Annotated in this window: 18 protein-coding genes and 1 pseudogene; 11 read left to right on the forward strand and 8 right to left on the reverse strand. The window is 69.7% G+C overall.

Annotated features, from left to right (window positions below):
- The first annotated feature begins 241 nt into the window (after positions 1 to 241).
- Together AB0B61_RS20895 and AB0B61_RS20900 are read left to right on the forward strand one after the other, a co-directional pair.
- Positions 242 to 2551, forward strand: a complete 2310-nt coding sequence (locus AB0B61_RS20895; protein ID WP_358434777.1) for a sodium-translocating pyrophosphatase — start codon at positions 242 to 244, stop codon at positions 2549 to 2551.
- A 274-nt stretch (positions 2552 to 2825) separates the two neighbouring features.
- Complete coding sequence (locus tag AB0B61_RS20900; protein WP_358434087.1) at positions 2826 to 3302, forward strand: histidine phosphatase family protein; 477 nt, start codon at positions 2826 to 2828, stop codon at positions 3300 to 3302.
- On the opposite strand, the gene serB is transcribed toward AB0B61_RS20900, so the two are convergent.
- The 3 genes from serB to AB0B61_RS20915 are packed head-to-tail and all read right to left on the reverse strand — an operon-like array spanning position 3292 to position 6222.
- The gene (gene serB / locus AB0B61_RS20905) at positions 3292 to 4509 is read right to left on the reverse strand and encodes a phosphoserine phosphatase SerB (RefSeq protein WP_357954532.1); all 1218 of its coding nucleotides are present in this window, start codon (positions 4507 to 4509) and stop codon (positions 3292 to 3294) included. The genes AB0B61_RS20900 and serB overlap by 11 nt on opposite strands.
- A gap of 49 nt (positions 4510 to 4558) precedes the next feature.
- Complete coding sequence (locus tag AB0B61_RS20910) at positions 4559 to 5569, reverse strand: S-adenosylmethionine:tRNA ribosyltransferase-isomerase (protein WP_358434090.1); 1011 nt, start codon at positions 5567 to 5569, stop codon at positions 4559 to 4561.
- Complete coding sequence (locus AB0B61_RS20915) at positions 5566 to 6222, reverse strand: SDR family oxidoreductase (RefSeq protein WP_358434092.1); 657 nt, start codon at positions 6220 to 6222, stop codon at positions 5566 to 5568. The genes AB0B61_RS20910 and AB0B61_RS20915 overlap by 4 nt, the downstream gene beginning before the upstream one ends.
- 112 nt (positions 6223 to 6334) lie before the next feature.
- Between AB0B61_RS20915 and AB0B61_RS20920 the strand changes: the two genes are divergently transcribed.
- Complete coding sequence (locus AB0B61_RS20920; protein WP_358434095.1) at positions 6335 to 7450, forward strand: GAF domain-containing sensor histidine kinase; 1116 nt, start codon at positions 6335 to 6337, stop codon at positions 7448 to 7450.
- Complete coding sequence (locus AB0B61_RS20925; RefSeq protein ID WP_358434097.1) at positions 7447 to 8070, forward strand: response regulator transcription factor; 624 nt, start codon at positions 7447 to 7449, stop codon at positions 8068 to 8070. Before AB0B61_RS20920 ends, AB0B61_RS20925 begins: the two co-directional genes overlap by 4 nt.
- Positions 8071 to 8432: 362 nt before the next feature.
- On the opposite strand, the gene AB0B61_RS20930 is transcribed toward AB0B61_RS20925, so the two are convergent.
- Positions 8433 to 8762: a hypothetical protein gene (locus AB0B61_RS20930; protein ID WP_358434099.1), complete on the reverse strand. Its 330-nt coding sequence runs from the start codon at positions 8760 to 8762 to the stop codon at positions 8433 to 8435.
- 177 nt (positions 8763 to 8939) lie between these two features.
- Here AB0B61_RS20930 and AB0B61_RS20935 point away from each other — a divergent pair, with 177 nt between their 5' ends.
- The 3 genes and pseudogenes from AB0B61_RS20935 to AB0B61_RS20945 form a co-directional block, all read left to right on the forward strand.
- The gene (locus AB0B61_RS20935) at positions 8940 to 9764 is read left to right on the forward strand and encodes a helix-turn-helix transcriptional regulator (protein ID WP_358434102.1); all 825 of its coding nucleotides are present in this window, start codon (positions 8940 to 8942) and stop codon (positions 9762 to 9764) included.
- On the forward strand, positions 9755 to 9949 hold the full coding sequence (locus AB0B61_RS20940) for a DUF397 domain-containing protein (RefSeq protein WP_358434105.1): 195 nt from the start codon (positions 9755 to 9757) through the stop codon (positions 9947 to 9949). Before AB0B61_RS20935 ends, AB0B61_RS20940 begins: the two co-directional genes overlap by 10 nt.
- Positions 9945 to 10067, forward strand: a pseudogene (locus AB0B61_RS20945) (LuxR C-terminal-related transcriptional regulator); the annotation flags it as partial. The gene AB0B61_RS20940 and the pseudogene AB0B61_RS20945, both read left to right, overlap by 5 nt.
- Positions 10068 to 10504: 437 nt before the next feature.
- On the opposite strand, the gene AB0B61_RS20950 reads toward AB0B61_RS20945, so the two are convergent.
- Together AB0B61_RS20950 and AB0B61_RS20955 are read right to left on the reverse strand one after the other, a co-directional pair.
- Positions 10505 to 10711, reverse strand: a complete 207-nt coding sequence (locus tag AB0B61_RS20950; RefSeq protein ID WP_358434108.1) for a hypothetical protein — start codon at positions 10709 to 10711, stop codon at positions 10505 to 10507.
- 219 nt (positions 10712 to 10930) lie between these two features.
- Complete coding sequence (locus AB0B61_RS20955; RefSeq protein WP_358434110.1) at positions 10931 to 11698, reverse strand: hypothetical protein; 768 nt, start codon at positions 11696 to 11698, stop codon at positions 10931 to 10933.
- Between the two features lie 70 nt (positions 11699 to 11768).
- Between AB0B61_RS20955 and AB0B61_RS20960 the strand changes: the two genes are divergently transcribed.
- The 4 genes from AB0B61_RS20960 to AB0B61_RS20975 all read left to right on the forward strand — a co-directional run bounded on the left by AB0B61_RS20960 (position 11769) and on the right by AB0B61_RS20975 (position 14614).
- Positions 11769 to 12557, forward strand: a complete 789-nt coding sequence (locus AB0B61_RS20960) for an ABC transporter ATP-binding protein (protein ID WP_225299059.1) — start codon at positions 11769 to 11771, stop codon at positions 12555 to 12557.
- A gap of 93 nt (positions 12558 to 12650) precedes the next feature.
- A complete protein-coding gene (locus AB0B61_RS20965) occupies positions 12651 to 13574 on the forward strand; it encodes an SPFH domain-containing protein (RefSeq protein WP_225299057.1) in 924 nt (307 codons plus the stop codon).
- Between the two features lie 32 nt (positions 13575 to 13606).
- Positions 13607 to 14362 carry a sulfite exporter TauE/SafE family protein gene (locus AB0B61_RS20970; protein ID WP_358434114.1) on the forward strand — a complete coding sequence of 252 codons (756 nt, stop codon included), beginning with the start codon at positions 13607 to 13609 and terminating at the stop codon, positions 14360 to 14362.
- A gap of 30 nt (positions 14363 to 14392) precedes the next feature.
- A complete protein-coding gene (locus AB0B61_RS20975; protein WP_225299053.1) occupies positions 14393 to 14614 on the forward strand; it encodes a hypothetical protein in 222 nt (73 codons plus the stop codon).
- 1 nt (position 14615) lies between these two features.
- Here the strand turns inward: AB0B61_RS20975 and AB0B61_RS20980 are convergent, their stop codons facing one another.
- Together AB0B61_RS20980 and AB0B61_RS20985 are read right to left on the reverse strand one after the other, a co-directional pair.
- Complete coding sequence (locus tag AB0B61_RS20980) at positions 14616 to 15455, reverse strand: NAD(P)H-binding protein (RefSeq protein WP_358434117.1); 840 nt, start codon at positions 15453 to 15455, stop codon at positions 14616 to 14618.
- 75 nt (positions 15456 to 15530) lie between these two features.
- On the reverse strand, positions 15531 to 16352 hold the full coding sequence (locus AB0B61_RS20985; RefSeq protein WP_358434119.1) for a Rieske 2Fe-2S domain-containing protein: 822 nt from the start codon (positions 16350 to 16352) through the stop codon (positions 15531 to 15533).
- Positions 16353 to 16411 lie beyond the last annotated feature (59 nt).

Below are 16411 nucleotides of genomic sequence, written 5' to 3' on the forward strand. Positions count from 1 at the left end.
CTTGCTGGCTGGGGATTACTGGGGGATTACTGGACGCGTGGCCAAATAGCGACCGGCAGAGCCTTCATATCCGCGCAGCCCGTGCGTAGACTCCCGGCACCGGCCAAGGTGATCCGGCGAAACTGCGGACTCAACCGGAAGCGGCACCCATAACCCGGATGGTGCCGCACCAGCCCGCCGATCTTTGCGCACCGCCCGGGCAGGACGACCGGTCTTGCCGAGGAGAACGATGTTTAGGCACATGCTGGCGGTGGAGCCAGCGTCCAATCTGGCCCTGAGCGGTAACAATCTCACTATCGTGATCGTGGTCGCCGCGGTCGCACTGATCGCCCTAGCCGTCGCCGGCGGCCTGGTGCGTGAGGTGCTGTCCGCCGACCCCGGCACGGAGCGCATGCAGGACATCGCCCGTGCCGTACAAGAGGGAGCCGCCGCCTATCTCGCGCGGCAGTTCCGCACGTTGGCGGTCTTCGTCGTCGTGATCCCTTTCCTACTACTCCTGCTACCGGCTGAGACCGCCGATGTGCGCATCGGCCGCTCGATCTTCTTCGTGGTCGGGGCGGTCTTCTCCGCGCTGACCGGCTTCATGGGCATGTGGCTGGCCGTACGCGGAAACGTACGCGTCGCGGCGGCCGCCCGTGACGCGGGCGAGAAGCGCGCCATGCGCATCGCCTTCCGTACGGGCGGCGTGGCCGGCATGTTCACCGTGGGCCTCGGCCTGTTCGGTGCGGCCATCGTCGTCTTCGTCTATCAGGGTGACGCGCCGGGCGTCCTCGAAGGCTTCGGCTTCGGGGCGGCGCTGCTGGCGATGTTCATGCGAGTCGGCGGCGGCATCTTCACCAAGGCCGCCGACGTGGGCGCCGACCTGGTCGGCAAGGTCGAACAGGGCATCCCGGAGGACGATCCGCGTAACGCGGCGACGATCGCCGACAACGTGGGCGACAACGTCGGCGACTGCGCGGGTATGGCCGCCGACCTGTTCGAGTCGTACGCGGTCATGCTGGTCGCCAGCCTCATCCTGGGCAAGGTGGCCTTCGGCGAGCAGGGACTGATCTTCCCGCTGATCGTGCCCATGATCGGCGTGCTCACCGCGATCATCGGCATCTTCGTCACCCGGATGCGCGACGGCGACCGCAGCGGTATGGCCGCCATCAACCGCAGCTTCTTCATCTCCGCCGGGATCTCCGCGGTGCTGGTCGCGGCGGCGACGTTCTGGTACCTGCCCAGCACCTTCAGCGACCTGACCGGCTCGGCCGTGCAGTCCACCGCCAACCCGCGGCTCATCGCCATCGGCGCGGTGATCATCGGTCTGGTTCTGGCCGGCGCCATCCAGTTGCTGACCGGCTACTTCACCGAGACGACCAGGCGTCCGGTCCGCGAGATCGGCGAGAGCTCGGCCACCGGGCCGGCGACCGTCATCCTGGCGGGCATCAGCGTCGGCCTCGAGTCGGCCGTCTACTCGGCGCTGATCATCGCCGGCGCGGTCTACGGCGCGTTCCTGCTGGGCTTCGGGAACGTGACGATCGCGCTGTTCGCGGTGGCGCTGGCCGGCACCGGCCTGCTGACCACGGTCGGCGTCATCGTCTCGATGGACACCTTCGGGCCGGTATCCGACAACGCGCAGGGCATAGCCGAGATGTCCGGCGACGTCGAGGGTGAGGGCGCGCGCGTGCTCACCAGCCTCGACGCTGTCGGAAACACGACGAAGGCCATCACCAAGGGCATCGCGATCGCCACGGCGGTGCTCGCGGCGACCGCGCTGTTCGGCGCGTTCCGCACGGCCGTGGAGCTGGAGCTCGGCAAGGCGAGCCAGGCGGCCAAGGAGGCGCTCGGCGCGTTCTCCACCTTCAGCCTGAGCATCGACCAGCCCAACGTGCTCGTCGGCCTGGTCATCGGCGCGGCGGTCGTGTTCCTGTTCTCCGGGCTGGCGATCAGCGCGGTCGGGCGGGCCGCGATGCGCGTGGTCTTCGAGGTACGCGACCAGTTCCGCAACCACCCGGGCATCATGGACGGCACCGAGAAGCCCGAGTACGGCCGCGTCGTCGACATCTGCACCCGTGACTCGCTGCGCGAGCTGGCCACGCCCGGCCTGCTGGCGGTCATGACACCGATCGCGGTCGGGTTCGCCCTCGGGTACGCGCCGCTGGGCGCGTTCCTGGCCGGGGCCATCGCCTGCGGCACGCTCATGGCGGTCTTCCTGTCCAACTCGGGCGGTGCCTGGGATAACGCCAAGAAGCTGGTCGAGGACGGGCACCACGGCGGCAAGGGCTCCGAGGCCCACGAGGCCACGATCATCGGTGACACGGTCGGCGACCCGTTCAAGGACACGGCCGGACCGGCCATCAACCCGCTGATCAAGGTGATGAACCTGGTGGCGCTCCTGGTGGCGCCGGCGGTGGTCCTGTACGCGGGCAACCCGGCTCTGCGCATCGGGATCACGGTCGTGGCGGTGGGCGTGGTGGTCGGCGCCATCCTCGTCTCCAAGCGCCGCTCGGTCACCAACGAGTCGGCCAGCAACGACAACAACCGGGAGCACCAGCCGGTGGCTTCCTAGCGACCCCATCCGGACGCCCGCTCCTCCGAGGTCTGGGGGAGCGGGCGTTCCACGTCTCAAGAAGCAACCTCCCCCCAAGGGCTGCGGGTCCCAAGAAACAAAGAAGGATCGTGGGTCAGATGCGGCACCCGCTGCCCCCGGTGGGAAACTGGGCGGATGGAAGACAAGCGGTCCAGCGGCGGCAAGGCGCTGGCCTACATTCTGCTGGCGATGCTGGCCATCCTCGCGGTGATCGTCGCGCTGGGTGTGTGGGCGACGAGAGGAGCCTGAGCCCGTGCGTACGTTGATCGTGCTCCGCCACGCCAAGGCCGCGCAGGTCCCCGGCTTGGAGGACAGCGAGCGTCCGCTGACGCACCGGGGCGAGCGCGACGCGAAGCGGGCCGGCGACGAGGTGCGGGCCCTCGGGCTGGAGCCCGACCTGGTGCTGTGCTCCCCGGCCCTGCGTACGAAGCAGACCGCCGAGCTGGCCTTCCCCGAGGTGGCGGTCAGCTACGAGCGTGACGTCTACCAGGCATACCCCGAGGAGCTGCTGGCGCTGGTCAAGCTGACCGATCCGGAGCTGGAGACGGTCGTGCTGTGCGGCCACAACCCGGGTGTGCACGAGCTGGCGATCGCGCTGGCCGGGGGCGACTACGGGTTCCGGCCGGGGTCGTTCGCGGTCATCCGTACCGAAGCGGACTGGGTGGACCTGTGGCCGGGCGAGGCCCAGCTGATCACCCGCTGGGACCCCAAGGGAGAGGTCACCGGGTGAGCACGCCGTCCTCGGCGTCCGCCGCCTCCACCTCGTCCCTGGAGATCCCGAGCAGATAGAGGATCGAGTCGAGGTAGGGGGTGTTGACCGCGGTGTCCGCCGCCTCGCGGACGACCGGCTTGGCGTTGAACGCGATCCCGAGCCCGGCCGCCGCGATCATGTCGAGGTCGTTGGCCCCGTCGCCGATGGCCACCGTCTGGCTGATCGGCAGCCCCGCCTCGCGGGCGAACCGCTCCAGCGCGCGGGCCTTGCCCGGCCGGTCGACGATCTCGCCGACGACGCGGCCGGTGAGCTTGCCGTCGACGACCTCCAGCACGTTCGCCGCCGAGTAGTCGATGCCGAGATCCTCGACGAGGCTGTCGGTGATCTGGGTGAAGCCGCCGCTGACGATGGCGAAGCGGTAGTCGAGCCGCTTGAGCGTGCGGACCAGCGTACGGGCGCCGGGGGTGAGCACGACCTGCTGCCGCACCTGCTCGAACACCTCGGCCGGCAGCCCTTCGAGCAGCGCGACCCGGCGGCGCAGGGACTCGGCGAAGTCGAGCTCGCCGCGCATGGCCTCCTCGGTGACCCGGGCGACCTCTTCGAGGCAGCCCGCGTGGCCGGCCAGCAGCTCGATGACCTCGCCCTGGATGAGCGTCGAGTCGACGTCCATGACGACCAGCCGCTTGGCCCGCCGCGACAGACCGGTGCGCTGCACGGCCACGTCGACGTGCAGGGCGGCGGCCTCGGCGGCCAGCTCGACGCGCAGCGCGCTCGGGTCGGCGCCGGAGACCGACAGCTCGATGCAGGTGACCGGCCACTGGGCGAGGCGTTCGATGCGGTCGATGTTGGCGCCGGCGGCGGCGATGCGCCCGGCGATGCCCGCGATGGCGGCGGGCTGGAGCGTCGCGCCCAGCACGCTGACCGACAGGCGGCCGCGCCGGCGCTGCTCCTTGGTCTGGGAGCCGGTGGAGAGCTCCAGCTCCAGGCCGAGGTCCTCAGCGACCCGCTCGACGGCGGTCCACATGGCGCCGAGTGTGCTGCCTGTGCCGGTCGACGGACCGCCCGCGTAGGCGACGAGCACGCCGAGCGTGAGCCGCCCGCGGATGACGACCTGCTCGATGTCGGCCACGGTGACCGGGAAACCCGACAGAACCGAGAAGAGCCTCGAGGTGACGCCCGGTCGGTCCGGGCCGGTCAGGGTGATCAGGAGGGTGCGCTGGTCCACATTGAGCCAGGCTACTGGGCGTACCCTGACACACGAGCACTAGGGGCCACTATCGGCGCAGCAGCAAGTGGGTGTCACCGAACTCGTGCCACAGGTACCCCTCCCGCAACGCCGCCTCGTAGGCGCGGGCGAGCGGCTCCCGCTCGGCGATCGCCGTGAGCATCATCAGGTGGCTTGACCTGGGCTCATGCAGGCCGGTGATCAGCCCGCTCACGGCCTTGACCCCTACCTCTGGCGTCACGATGTGCCTGGTCCAGCCCGCCGAGGCGGCCACCAGCCCGTCGCCGCCGACGGCCGTCTCCAGCGCGCGCACCACGGTGGTCCCGGCGGCCACCACCCGGCCGCCGTTCGACGTGGTCAGGTTGACCAGGCGGGCCGTGGCCGCGGGCACCTCATACCGCTCCGCGTAGGGCGGCTCGTCCTTCTCCGGCGAGGCGACCCCGGTGTGCAGGGTGATCGGCGCGATCCCGACGCCGCGCGCCACCAGAGCCGTGACCAGCTCGGCGGTGAACGGCCGGGCCGCGCTCGGCATCTCCGCGCTGCCCGGCACGGTGGCGAAGACGGTCTGGTAGGCGTCGAGCGGCCAGTCGCGCGAGACGTAGGAGTAGCGGATGGGCACGCCGTGATCGCGCAGGTACGCCTCCACGTCACGGTCGAGCCTGGCTCGCCACAGGCGCGGCGTCTCGCGTTCGATGAGCCGCAGCGTCGCCCGTCCGGGCAGCGGCAGCCACTCGCCCGGCTCGCCGCCGCCGTACGGCTCGGAGGACTTGGAGGTACGGCGGCGCAGCTCGACCAGCCAGGTGCCGTCCTCGCGCGCGGTGGAGAAGTGCACGGCGAGCCGGTCGAGCCTGATGGCGGCGGGCAGCGTCGCCGAGTTGTTGACCACGATCAGGTCGCCGGGGTCGAGCAGCCCCGGCAGGTCGGTGAAGCGGCGGTGCTCCGGCGGGAGATGGCCGCGCGAGACCAGCAGCCGTACCGAGTCGCGGGTCAGCCCTCGGGCCTCGGGCGGCTCGTGCGCCGACAGGGTGTCCGGCAGCGCGAAGTCGAGCGCGGCGGTCATTGCAGGCTCACCCGGCCGCTGGCCGGACGGGCCCTGACCAGGTCGTACAGTGCCGCGGCAACCTTGGCGGGATCCGCCGCGCCGGCCGCCTCCTCCGCGCCGACGGCGTCGGCGAGCATGCGGGTGTTCATCTCGCCGGGGTCGGCCCACCAGACGGCCAGGTCGGGTTCCTCGGCCGACAGGACGTTGGACAGCTGCTCCAGGGCGGCCTTGGAGGCGCCGTAGCCGCCCCAGCCCTCGTAGGCGCCGGTGGCGGCGTCGGAGGTGATGTTCACGATCGCGCCGCGCGTGGCGCGCAGCGCGGGCAGCGTCGCCTGGATGAGGGCCAGGGGCGCGATCACGTTGGTCTCCAGCAGGGCCCTGAACTCATCCCTCGGGTACACCGACAGCGGGGGCAGCGGGGTCACGCCCAGCCCGCTCGCGTTGTTGACCAGCAGGTCCAGCTCGGGTACGGCGCGCGCGAGCCGCTCGACATGTGCCGGGTCGCTCACGTCACCGGTGATGGCGGTGGCGCCCAGCTCGGTCGCGACCCGCTCCAGGTCCGCCGCGCCGCGGGCGGTGAGCAGGAGCTCCCATCCGGCGCCGGCGAGTGTCGTCGCCAGGGCCAGGCCGAGGCCGCGGGAAGCACCGGTGATCAGTGCGGTGTTCGTCATGTCTCGACGGTAGGAGCGCGGAAGCGGCCGTACATCGGGCTGAAGGGCCGCCTCCGCCTGGGCATATGGACCTAGGACCGGCATAGGGACCTAGGACCATAGAGTGGGTGCCGTGGCCTCCGACAGGGACGAGATCATGCAGGCGGTGAGCACCGCCGTGCTCGCGGTGACCCGGCACCTTTCGGTGCGCGAGGTGCTGCAGGTCATCGTCCGCTCGGCCCAGCGGCTGCTCGACGCCCGCTACGCCGCGCTCGGCGTGCCGGACGAGGACGGCTCGTTCGCCGAGTTCGTCGCCGAGGGCCTCACCGACAAGCAGTGGGACGCGATCGGTCCGCTGCCCAGGCAGCATGGCATGCTCGGCGCGATGCTGCGCGACGGGGCCCCGGTGCGGCTGCCCGACCTGCGCGAGGACCCCAGGTTCGAGTGGTGGCCCAAGGCGCACCCGGTGATGAAGGACTTCCTCGGCGCTCCGATCCGCGACGGTGAGGAGGTGCTCGGCATCATCTTCCTGGCCAACAAGCGCTCGCCCGACGGGTTCACGGAGGCGGACCAGGACCTGCTCACGCTGTTCGCCGCGCACGCCGCCATCGCCCTGACCAACGCCAGGCTGTACGAGCGGGGTCGCGAGCTGGCCATGCTCGAAGAGCGCAACCGGATGGCCCGCGAGCTGCACGACGCCGTCACCCAGAAGCTGTTCTCGCTCAGGCTGACCGCGCAGTCCGCCGCCGTCCTGCTGCCCAACGCCCCCGACCAGGCCGCCGCCGAGCTCGAACGCGTGCAGCGCCTGGCGGGCGAGGCGCTGGCCGAGCTCCGGGCGGTGATCGTCGAGCTGCGCCCGGCCGAGCTCGACCGGCACGGGCTGGCGGAGACGCTGGGCAAGCACGTACGCCTGCTCGACCGGCTCCAGCCCGCGAGCGTCACCTTCGAGGGCGGCGAGCTGCCACCGCTCGAGTCGGCGGTGGAGGTGGCCGTGCTGCGGGTCGCGCAGGAGGCGCTGCACAACGCGCTCAGGCACGCGGACGCCGGCCACGTCGAGGTGCGGCTGGCCGACGAGGGCGGCAAGCTGGTGCTGACCGTACGCGACGACGGCAAGGGCTTCGAGCAGGCCGAGTCGCGCGGCCTGGGCCTGGTGTCGATGAGGGACAGGGCGGAGTCCGTGGGCGGCGTCATGACCGTCGCCTCGGTCCGCGACGAGGGGACGACGGTCCGCGTGGAGGTGGGTGTGTGATCCGGGTGCTGATCGCCGACGATCACCCAGTGGTACGGCAGGGCCTGCGGACCTTCCTCGACCTCCAGGAGGACATCACGGTCGTCGGCGAGGCGGCCGACGGGGCCCAGGCCGTGGAGCTGGCCGATGAACTCGTTCCCGACGTGCTGCTGCTCGATCTGAAGATGCCGGTGCTCGACGGGCTCGGCGCGCTGGGCCGGCTCTCGGGGGCGCTCCCCAGGGTGATCGTGCTGACCTCGGTGAGCGACCGGTCCGACGTTGGCCCCGCGATGCGGGCGGGCGCCTCCGGGTTCCTCTACAAGGATGTCGATCCGAACGCGCTCGTGCAGGCGGTGCGGGCCGTACATGGAGGGCAGGTGCTGCTCGCCCCCGAGGCGGCGGAGGCGATGCTGGCCGACGCCAACGGCTCCCCGTCGGTGGTGGGGCCGGTGCCGCTGACCGAACGGGAGCGCGAGGTGCTGGCGCTGATCGCGGCCGGCCACTCCAACCGGGAGATCGCCAGGAGCCTGTCGGTCGCCGAGAAGACGGTCAAGACGCACGTGTCCAACGTGCTGATGAAGCTCGGCGTCCAGGACCGCACCCAGGCCGCCCTGTACGCCGTCCGCCATGGGTTAGCTTGATTTCGCGATTCGGTCGACCCCCGGCCCCTGGCAGGCGTGGCGACGCCGTCCCTCCAGATCCCACGCCGCCACGCCCGTCTATCGGGCTCTACCGGACAGCAACGCCGTCCAGATCGCCCGAGCTTCGGCGAGAGACCATCGGCTGGTCTCGTGGATCTTGTGCTTGTGGTCAAGTTGAACGGTTCGCCGGATGAACGCCTGCCCGCCGCCCTCGCACAGCTCATAGACCGTGGCGCGGCAGGCGCAGGTCCAGCTCACCGGCCTTATGCGATCAGACGTCCGGTACGGATTCCGCCACACCAACCGCGTGTGACCGCGCTGGGCCATGGCCACGTGCGGGCTCAAGCACTCTTCCGACGACTTCACGACGTGCCTTCGTGGACCGGCTCCGACAACGAGCGGCTTTGATGTAGTTCCACGTACCGACGAACGACACAACGGGCGACGGTAGCCGGGTTATCCACGTTGTAGACCGTGTAGAGCCGTCGGCCCGTCCGCCCCGAGATCTGTCCCGTCCACCAGCGGTAGACGAAGCCGTCCGTCCAGACCAGCAGATCAACCCAGACCGACACCAGGGCGACGCCGTAGCCATCATGAACGTCAGCGAAGATCCCGTGCTGTTGCAGTGCGTTACTCAGCCGGTCAGCGGCGTGTACGGCAGGTGGCCTGGTCGGCAGAGCGGGAGCGATCATCGGTGTCCGTCTCCTCTCGGCGCGGTTGATGTTCGCAGTCGGATGGCTCTTCCAAATGTGTAGCGAGACGGCTACGTTCGGTAGTGGAAGGCCTTCGACGGTGATTCCGCAGATTTGGTCGCGTCTTTGGTAGGACACACAACGATTCGTGTAGTCCCATGTAGGACAGGAGAAGCGATGCCCCCACCGAGTGAGCTGGACGCGAACGCGAGTGTTCTTGCCTACTGGGGCGCCGAACTCCGTAAATATCGGGAGGCGGCGCAATGGAGTCAGAAGGATCTCGCGCGTAGGATCTCCTATTCCACGTCTCTTGTCGGCCTCGTCGAGACGGCCAAGCGCGCGCCGACGAGGGAGTTCGCGGAGAAGTGTGATGACGCATTGGAGACGGATGGCGCTCTCGTCCGTCTATGGCCTTTGGTCGGCAGAGACGTCTACCCTGTATGGTTCCGGCCGTTCGTCGAACTGGAACGAGAGGCTCGGACCCTACGGAGCTTCCAACCCGTCCTCGTCCCGGGACTGCTGCAAACCGAGGACTACGCCCGAGCGCTTCTACGAGCAGGTCGACCGGCCGATACTGACGAGCAAGTGGAAGATCTGGTGACCGCACGCATGGAACGGCAACGAATTCTCACCAAGCCGGACCCGCCCATGTTCTTGGCCACCCTGGACGAAGCCGTGTTGATCCGTCCCGTCGGCGGTCCGCAAGTCATGCGTAAGCAGTTGGAGCGCCTTCTCGAATTGGTTCAGTGGCCTCGAATCACCATTCAAGTCATCCCGCTTGAAGTGGGCGCGCATGCCGGTCTAACCGGGGCTTTCGTGATCGCGAGCTTCAGAGGGTCGCCCGATATAGTCTGTTTGGAAACTGCGGCCGAGGGGCAAATAGTCAACGGTTTCGCCGAAATCGAGACCCTGTTGATCCACCTCGACGCCCTTCGGGCGTGCGCACTGCCACAGGCCGCGTCGGTGGCCCTGATGGAGAAAGCGATGGGATCATGGACCTGACGGACGCCCATTGGTTCAAGAGCAGCCACAGCGGCGGCACTGGTGGTGACTGCGTCGAGGTGGCCACCAACCTCCCCGGCATCGTCGCCGTCCGCGACAGTAAGGACCCCAGCGGCCCAGCCCTGGTGTTCGCTCCCGAGGTGTGGGCCGACTTCATCGCGCAGGTGAAGGCAGACAAGATCTAGGAGCCTGTCGGTCGCCGAGAAGACGGTCAAGATCCACGTGTCCAACGTGCTGATGAAGCTCGGCGTCCAGGATCGCACCCAGGCCGCCCTGTACGCAGTCCGCCACGGCTTAGCTTGACCACTGCTCGCCGATACACCGCCCCCACACCGACAACTGCCGCCCGGACTGCCCTAGCTTCGAGTCCTGCGTGAGCAGCCGCAGCGAACCTAGTTCGCCTTCGATGACGTCGTGGGCGTCCAGCACGTTTTCCACCGCGCGCACCAAAAGGGACGAAGCAGCCGGTGTCGATGGCCCGATGCACCTCCCGCCCGGACTGGAGCGGGTCGGTCACCTCACCCAGCGGCCAGCCTGGTCGCATCTGCTCCAGCACCGCTCGGCTCTGCTCGGCCTGCACCGCAGCGCGTGCCGGCCGCGCGGTGGTGGGCTACGGCCCGGTAGGCGTCACGCCACCGCTGCTCGTCCCACAACAAGGCCGCCGCCGGGTCGTCGGCGAGTCGGGCCTCATGGCCATTGACAGTTGTGACTGGTCAGCGCAGTGATGCTACTCGGCGGGGTCAGTGCGGTGATGCACTTGAGGCGAGCAGGCCGAGGGTGGCCAGCAGGTCGCGCTGGGGCTTGGCTGGCTCCGAGCACTGCCGGTAGGTGCCGACCGGTCCGGCGAATATGGCCAGTGAGATCTGGCACTTGCCCGTTGGCAGCATGCTGCGGCCGACGACGTGCCCGTGGACGGTCGGCTGAATGGTTGGCCGCGGTTGTGTCATACCCCGGCCTTTCACTCGGGGCGGCGCGCCTGATCACCATCGTCGATGGTGATCAGGCGCGCTCATCGCCGCGATAAACACGCGCAGCTGCCAGCCATCCGCTCAGCCACCCACCAGGATTCGCTGCCGCGTGCCCGGCTAATGTCCGATTTTCGGGCCGGATCATCCCGAAAACCCACCTGCGGCTAAGGCCGGATCGTCGGGAAAACCTGCCTGCAGCTATGGCCTGACCGGTTCGAAGATGGAGTGGTGCGCGGCTACGAGGGCGCGGCGTACCGCGCGGTCGAGCTCCCGCAGGGCTTCGCCGCTCGCCGCGATCTGGCCCGAGGTGAGCCCCCTCTCGTCGGCTACCCGCAGCACCGCGCCCAGCCGCGTGGCCAGGGTGGAGACGCGGTGCGCCCGTCCCGGATAGCCGGGGGCCAGCTCGCCGCCGAGCCGTCCCAGCCGGTCGGGCCGCTCTGGTGCGGGTCCGTCGACCGAGGTCAGCGCGTCCGTCGCCGATCGCATCGCGATGGACAGCTCCCGCTCCGCTTCGGCCATGGAGGGCAGGTCCACGCGTACGGGCCCCGAGGTGTGTACGGCCAGTCGTACCCCCACGTAGGACGACCCGCGCAGATCGGGCGAGGGCACCAGCCCGAGGCACCGGTCGGAGAGCACCGCGATGACCGCCTGACCGGCCTCCACAGCGGCCGCGTTGAAGACGGGCGGCCCAGAGAGCCCGAGCGGGTCGCCGGGCGCGGGCAGCGCGAGCCGGAGCTCGGTCAGCCCGTCGGATCGCAGCTCGGCGAGGTAGGCACGCAACGGCAGGTCGCCCGCGACAGGACCGACGGCAACGGCGGGGGAGCCGGGCGCCTCGGCGGGACCCACGACGGCGGGACCGGCGGCGGCTTCGACCCGGTCCACGGCCTCGTCGAGACCGACGTGACCGGCGAGCCAGGCGTTGCCCCAGGCGACCAGCGGAGGAGAGACAGGTGATTCAGGGAGCACCGATCCACGATATGCGCTCGCCCTGCAATAGGTTTGTCCCGAGCGTTACTCCTAAAGGAGGGATACGGGGATGGGTGGTCAGGTGCTGCGGCTCCAGGACGTCGCCGTCCGGCGCGACGGAGCAGCCCTGTTGCGCGGCATCGACTGGACGGTCAACGAGGACGAGCGCTGGGTCGTCATCGGGCCGAACGGAGCAGGCAAGACGACCTTGTTGCAGGTCGCGGCGACGCTGCTCTATCCGAGCGAGGGGATCGTGGAGGTGCTCGGCGAGCGGCTGGGTCAGGCCGACGTCTTCGACCTGCGGCCGCGCATCGGCCTGGCGAGCGCCGCGCTGGCCGAGCGCATTCCGCCGGAGGAGAAGGTCATCGACCTGGTCCTGACTGCGTCCTACGCGATCATGGGCCGCTGGACCGAGGAATACGACTCCAACGATGTCACCAGGGCCGTCGAGCTGATCGACATGATGGGCGCCGCGCACCTGATCAGGCGCAGGTTCGGCACTCTGTCCGAGGGGGAGCGTAAACGGGTGCAGATCGCCCGCGCGCTCATGCCTGACCCCGAGATGCTGCTGCTGGACGAGCCGGCGGCCGGGCTCGACCTGGGCGGCCGGGAGGACCTCGTACGCCGGCTGTCGGTGCTCGCCAACGACCTCCGCTCACCCACGCTGGTGCTGGTCACACATCACGTGGAGGAGGTGCCCAACGGGTTCACCCACGGGCTGCTGCTCAAGCACGGCTCGGTCGTGGCCCAGGGGCCGCTGGAGCACGTGATGACGGCCGACAACCTGTCGCAGACGTTCGGGGTGCCGCTGACGCTCGACCGCAGCGCTGAAGGACGCTGGTACGCCCGTGCGCACTAGACGTTGGTACGCCCGCGCGCACTAGATCGCGTCAATCCGCTGAACGCCCATTAGCATTTACCAAGGCGATCCCCTCGGCCTCGGAGCGTTGGCATGTCCACGGAGCAGCTCATCGTCGCCATCGTCGTGGTCGCGGCGGTGGGGTTCGGGGTGACGCGGACGGTCCGCATCATCCCCCAGGCGACCGCGGCGATCATCGAGCGGCTCGGCCGCTATCACCGCACGCTGAAGCCGGGGCTCAACCTGGTGGTGCCGTTCGTCGACCGGATCAAGGATCTGATCGACCTCCGTGAGCAGGTGGTCTCGTTCCCGCCGCAGCCGGTGATCACCTCCGACAACCTGGTGGTCTCGATCGACACCGTCATCTACTTCCAGGTGACCAATCCGAAGGCGGCCACGTACGAGATCGCGAACTTCCTGGTCGGCGTCGAGCAGCTGACCGTCACCACGCTGCGTAACGTGGTCGGCGGCATGGACCTGGAGAGCACGCTGACCTCCCGCGAGGAGATCAACACCGAGCTGCGCGGCGTGCTCGACGAGGCGACCGGCAAGTGGGGCATCCGGGTCAACCGGGTCGAGCTCAAGGCCATCGACCCGCCCTCCTCCATCCAGGACTCGATGGAGAAGCAGATGCGCGCCGACCGCGACAAGCGGGCCGCGGTGCTGGCCGCGGAGGGGCAGCGGCAGGCGGCCATCCTGACGGCCGAGGGCGAGCAGCAGGCGGCGGTCCTGCGCGCCCGTGGCGAGGCGGAGGCGGCCGTGCTGCGCGCCCAGGCCGAGGCCGAGGCGCAGGCCATGCGGGCCAAGGGGCAGGCCGACGCGATCGGGATGGTGTTCAAGGCCATCCACGAGGGCAAACCGGACCAGCGGCTGCTCGCCTACCAATACCTGCAGATGCTCCCGGAGATCGCCAAGGGCGACGCCAACAAGATCTGGATCGTCCCGTCGGAGATGGGCCGGGCGCTGGAGAATCTGGGCGGTCTCTTCTCACCGCCCAAGGATGACCCCGACCTGTAGCCGGGAAAGCCTCCGCCTCTAAGCTCTGTCGGATGACAGTGTGGGAGGCGGTCGCGGTGTTCGCGGCCGGGGTCGCGGCCGGAGCCATCAACGCAGTGGTGGGGTCGGGCTCGCTGATCACCTTTCCCACGCTCGTGGCCGTCGGCATCGACCCGGTCGTGGCGAACGTCTCCAACAACATCGGCCTGGTGCCCGGCTCCTTCACCGGCGCGTACGGCTACCGCGCCGAGCTCGCCGGGCAGCGCGAACGGCTGCTGCGCCTCGGGCCCGCCTCGGCGATCGGCTCGCTGATCGGCGGGATCCTGCTGCTGTTCCTCGACCCGAGGGTCTTCCAGGTCGTGGTTCCGGTGCTGATCGGGCTGGCCTGCGTACTGGTCGTGGTGCAGCCCAAGCTCAACGGCTGGCTTTCGGCCCGGCGCCAGAACGACGATCCCCACGGCGGGCTGCTGCTCTGGCTCGGCGTGCTGGGGGCGGGGATCTACGGCGGCTACTTCGGCGCGGCCCAGGGTGTGCTGCTGATCGGGCTGCTCGGCAGCTTCCTGACCGAACCCCTGCAGCGGGTGAACGCGGCCAAGAACGTGCTCTCCCTGATCGTCAACGGCACCGCGGCCGTGCTGTTCGTCTTCATCGCCCACGTGGACTGGTGGGCGGTGCTGGCGGTGGCGCTGGGGGCCACGGTGGGCGGGTTCGTCGGGGCCAAGGTCGGGCGCCGCATCCCCGCTCCGGTGCTGCGGGGCATCATCGTGTGTGTGGGAATTGTCGCGATTATCAAACTGGTGTACGGATAAATACCGGGCATTCTGGGTATAAATCCGTACATGAAGGGTGATCGGGTGGAGATCGTCATCGACGCGGGCGACTCATCCCCGCGCACCTACGAGATCGTCGCCACCCGCGCGGGCCGCCGTGTTGAGGTGGCCACGCGGCGGGGGCTGGTCGAGGTCAGTGAGGTGACCAGGAGCGGCACCGCGGTGCGTACGGCGCGGTTCATGTCCAGCCGCATCCTGGCCCTGGTGGAACATCCGGCCGACGAGAGCTGAGTCAGCGGAAGTCGGCCGCGTGGTCGGTGGCCCACTGACGGAAGGTCAGCGCGGGGCGGCCGAGGAGCTTCGGGACCGTGTCCGTGATCCGCTCCGGCGTGTCCACGAACGCGCCCCAGCCCGCGAGCGCGCCGTCGACGAACCGGGCGTCGCCCCAGGCGGCCAGCAGTTGCTCGCGGGCGACGTCCAGCGGCAGCTCCGTCCACCGGACCTCCCGGCCGACCGCCTCGCCGATGATCCGCGCCTGCTCGGCCTGTGACAGCTGCTCGGGCCCGCTGAGGACGTACTTGGCCCCGCCGTGCCCGGCCGAGGTGAGCACGTGCACGGCCACCGCCGCGATGTCCTTCTCGTGGATCAGCGACCTGCGCGCCTCCCCGTACGGCCAGCGCACCACGCCCTGCCTGACCTGGTCGGCCCAGCCGAGCGTGTTGGCCGCGAAACCGACGGGCCGCAGGAACGTCCAGCTCAGGTCGGTGTGCCTGATCAGGCGTTCCACCGCCTGGTGGAACAGCGTCGGCGATTCACCATCGGCCAGATCCTCGACGTCGGCCGACAGGTAGACGACGCGGCGCGCGTGGGCGGCGATGACCTTCACCACGTCCCGGGCGGTCTCGGCGGCGAAGCCGGGCCAGATCAGGAAGACGGACTCGACGTCCTTCAGCGCAGGTTCCAGGGTCTCGGGGACGGACAGGTCGCCCTGGACCGCCTCGACCCCTTCCGGGAGTTTCGCCCGTTCCGGGTCGCGGACCAGGGCGCGGACCTGGAGGCCCGCCCCGGCCAGTTGGGAGATCACGTGTTGGCCTACGTTGCCGGTCGCGCCGGTCACCAGAATTCTGCTCATGGACGGACCGTAGAACTTCAACCAATGTTCAGGTCAAGCGGTGTTCAGGTCATGCTCGGCCGTCCGTAGCGCTGCTCAGGTCATGCTCGGCCGTACCTGGAGCGTGCCGTCGCTGCGGATCCGAGTCTCGAACGTCGGCGCGGGCGCGGTCGCCGGACCGTGCTTCACCGAGCCGTCCACCAGCCGGAACGTGCTGCCGTGCCAGGGGCAGACCACGCACGCCTCGCCGTTCTCCACGACGAGCCGGCCCTGGTGGAGCGGGCCCGCGAGGTGTGAGCAGCGGTCGGCGAGCACGGTGACGCCCGAGCTGTGCCGCAGCACGAAGAGCTGGATATAGCCGAGCCGCCGCGACACGGGGCGGCCCTGCGGCAGGTCGTTGACCAGGCAAAGGTCGTGCCAGCCCAGCGGCACGAGATGGGTGACCTGGGGCGCGTGGTTGGCGCCCGCCGCCTGCCGGTAGGCCAGATTCCCGCCCAGGTAGGCGCCCATACTGCCGGCGCCCAGACCGGCGATGGTCAGCATCTTGCCGGCGCGCTCGTTCCCGCGCAGCCGGGCCACGAGCGAGGCGGAGAAGAACCCCAGCGCGGTCACGTTCGACAGCATGTGGACGAACCCGACACGCTGCTGCTCGCGATGGAGAGACGACCAGTCGGTCAGGCCGGCGGCCGCGGTGGGCAGCGCGCTGCCGAGCCCCGTGGCCAGCAGCAGCCGCGCGGCCCGGGGATCGGCATTGGTCCAGTCGAGCACCGCGGTGGACATCCAGCAGCCCAGGCTGAAGGTGGCGAGCGGCGGGTGCAGCGGTTTGCCCGTGGGCACGCCGTGCAGCCAGTCGCGCAGCCGTCCCGGCCGGATCCCCTTGCGTATGGCCTTGGCCAGCACTCGGATCGGCTCGTCCATGGCTTTGGACCTTTCGAGCCGGTCGGCCAGGTCGACCGGCCCCACAAAACGCCGCGACT

The sequence above is a fragment of the Nonomuraea sp. NPDC049158 genome (assembly GCF_040648335.1).
In the GTDB taxonomy this organism is placed as follows: Bacteria; Actinomycetota; Actinomycetes; order Streptosporangiales; family Streptosporangiaceae; genus Nonomuraea.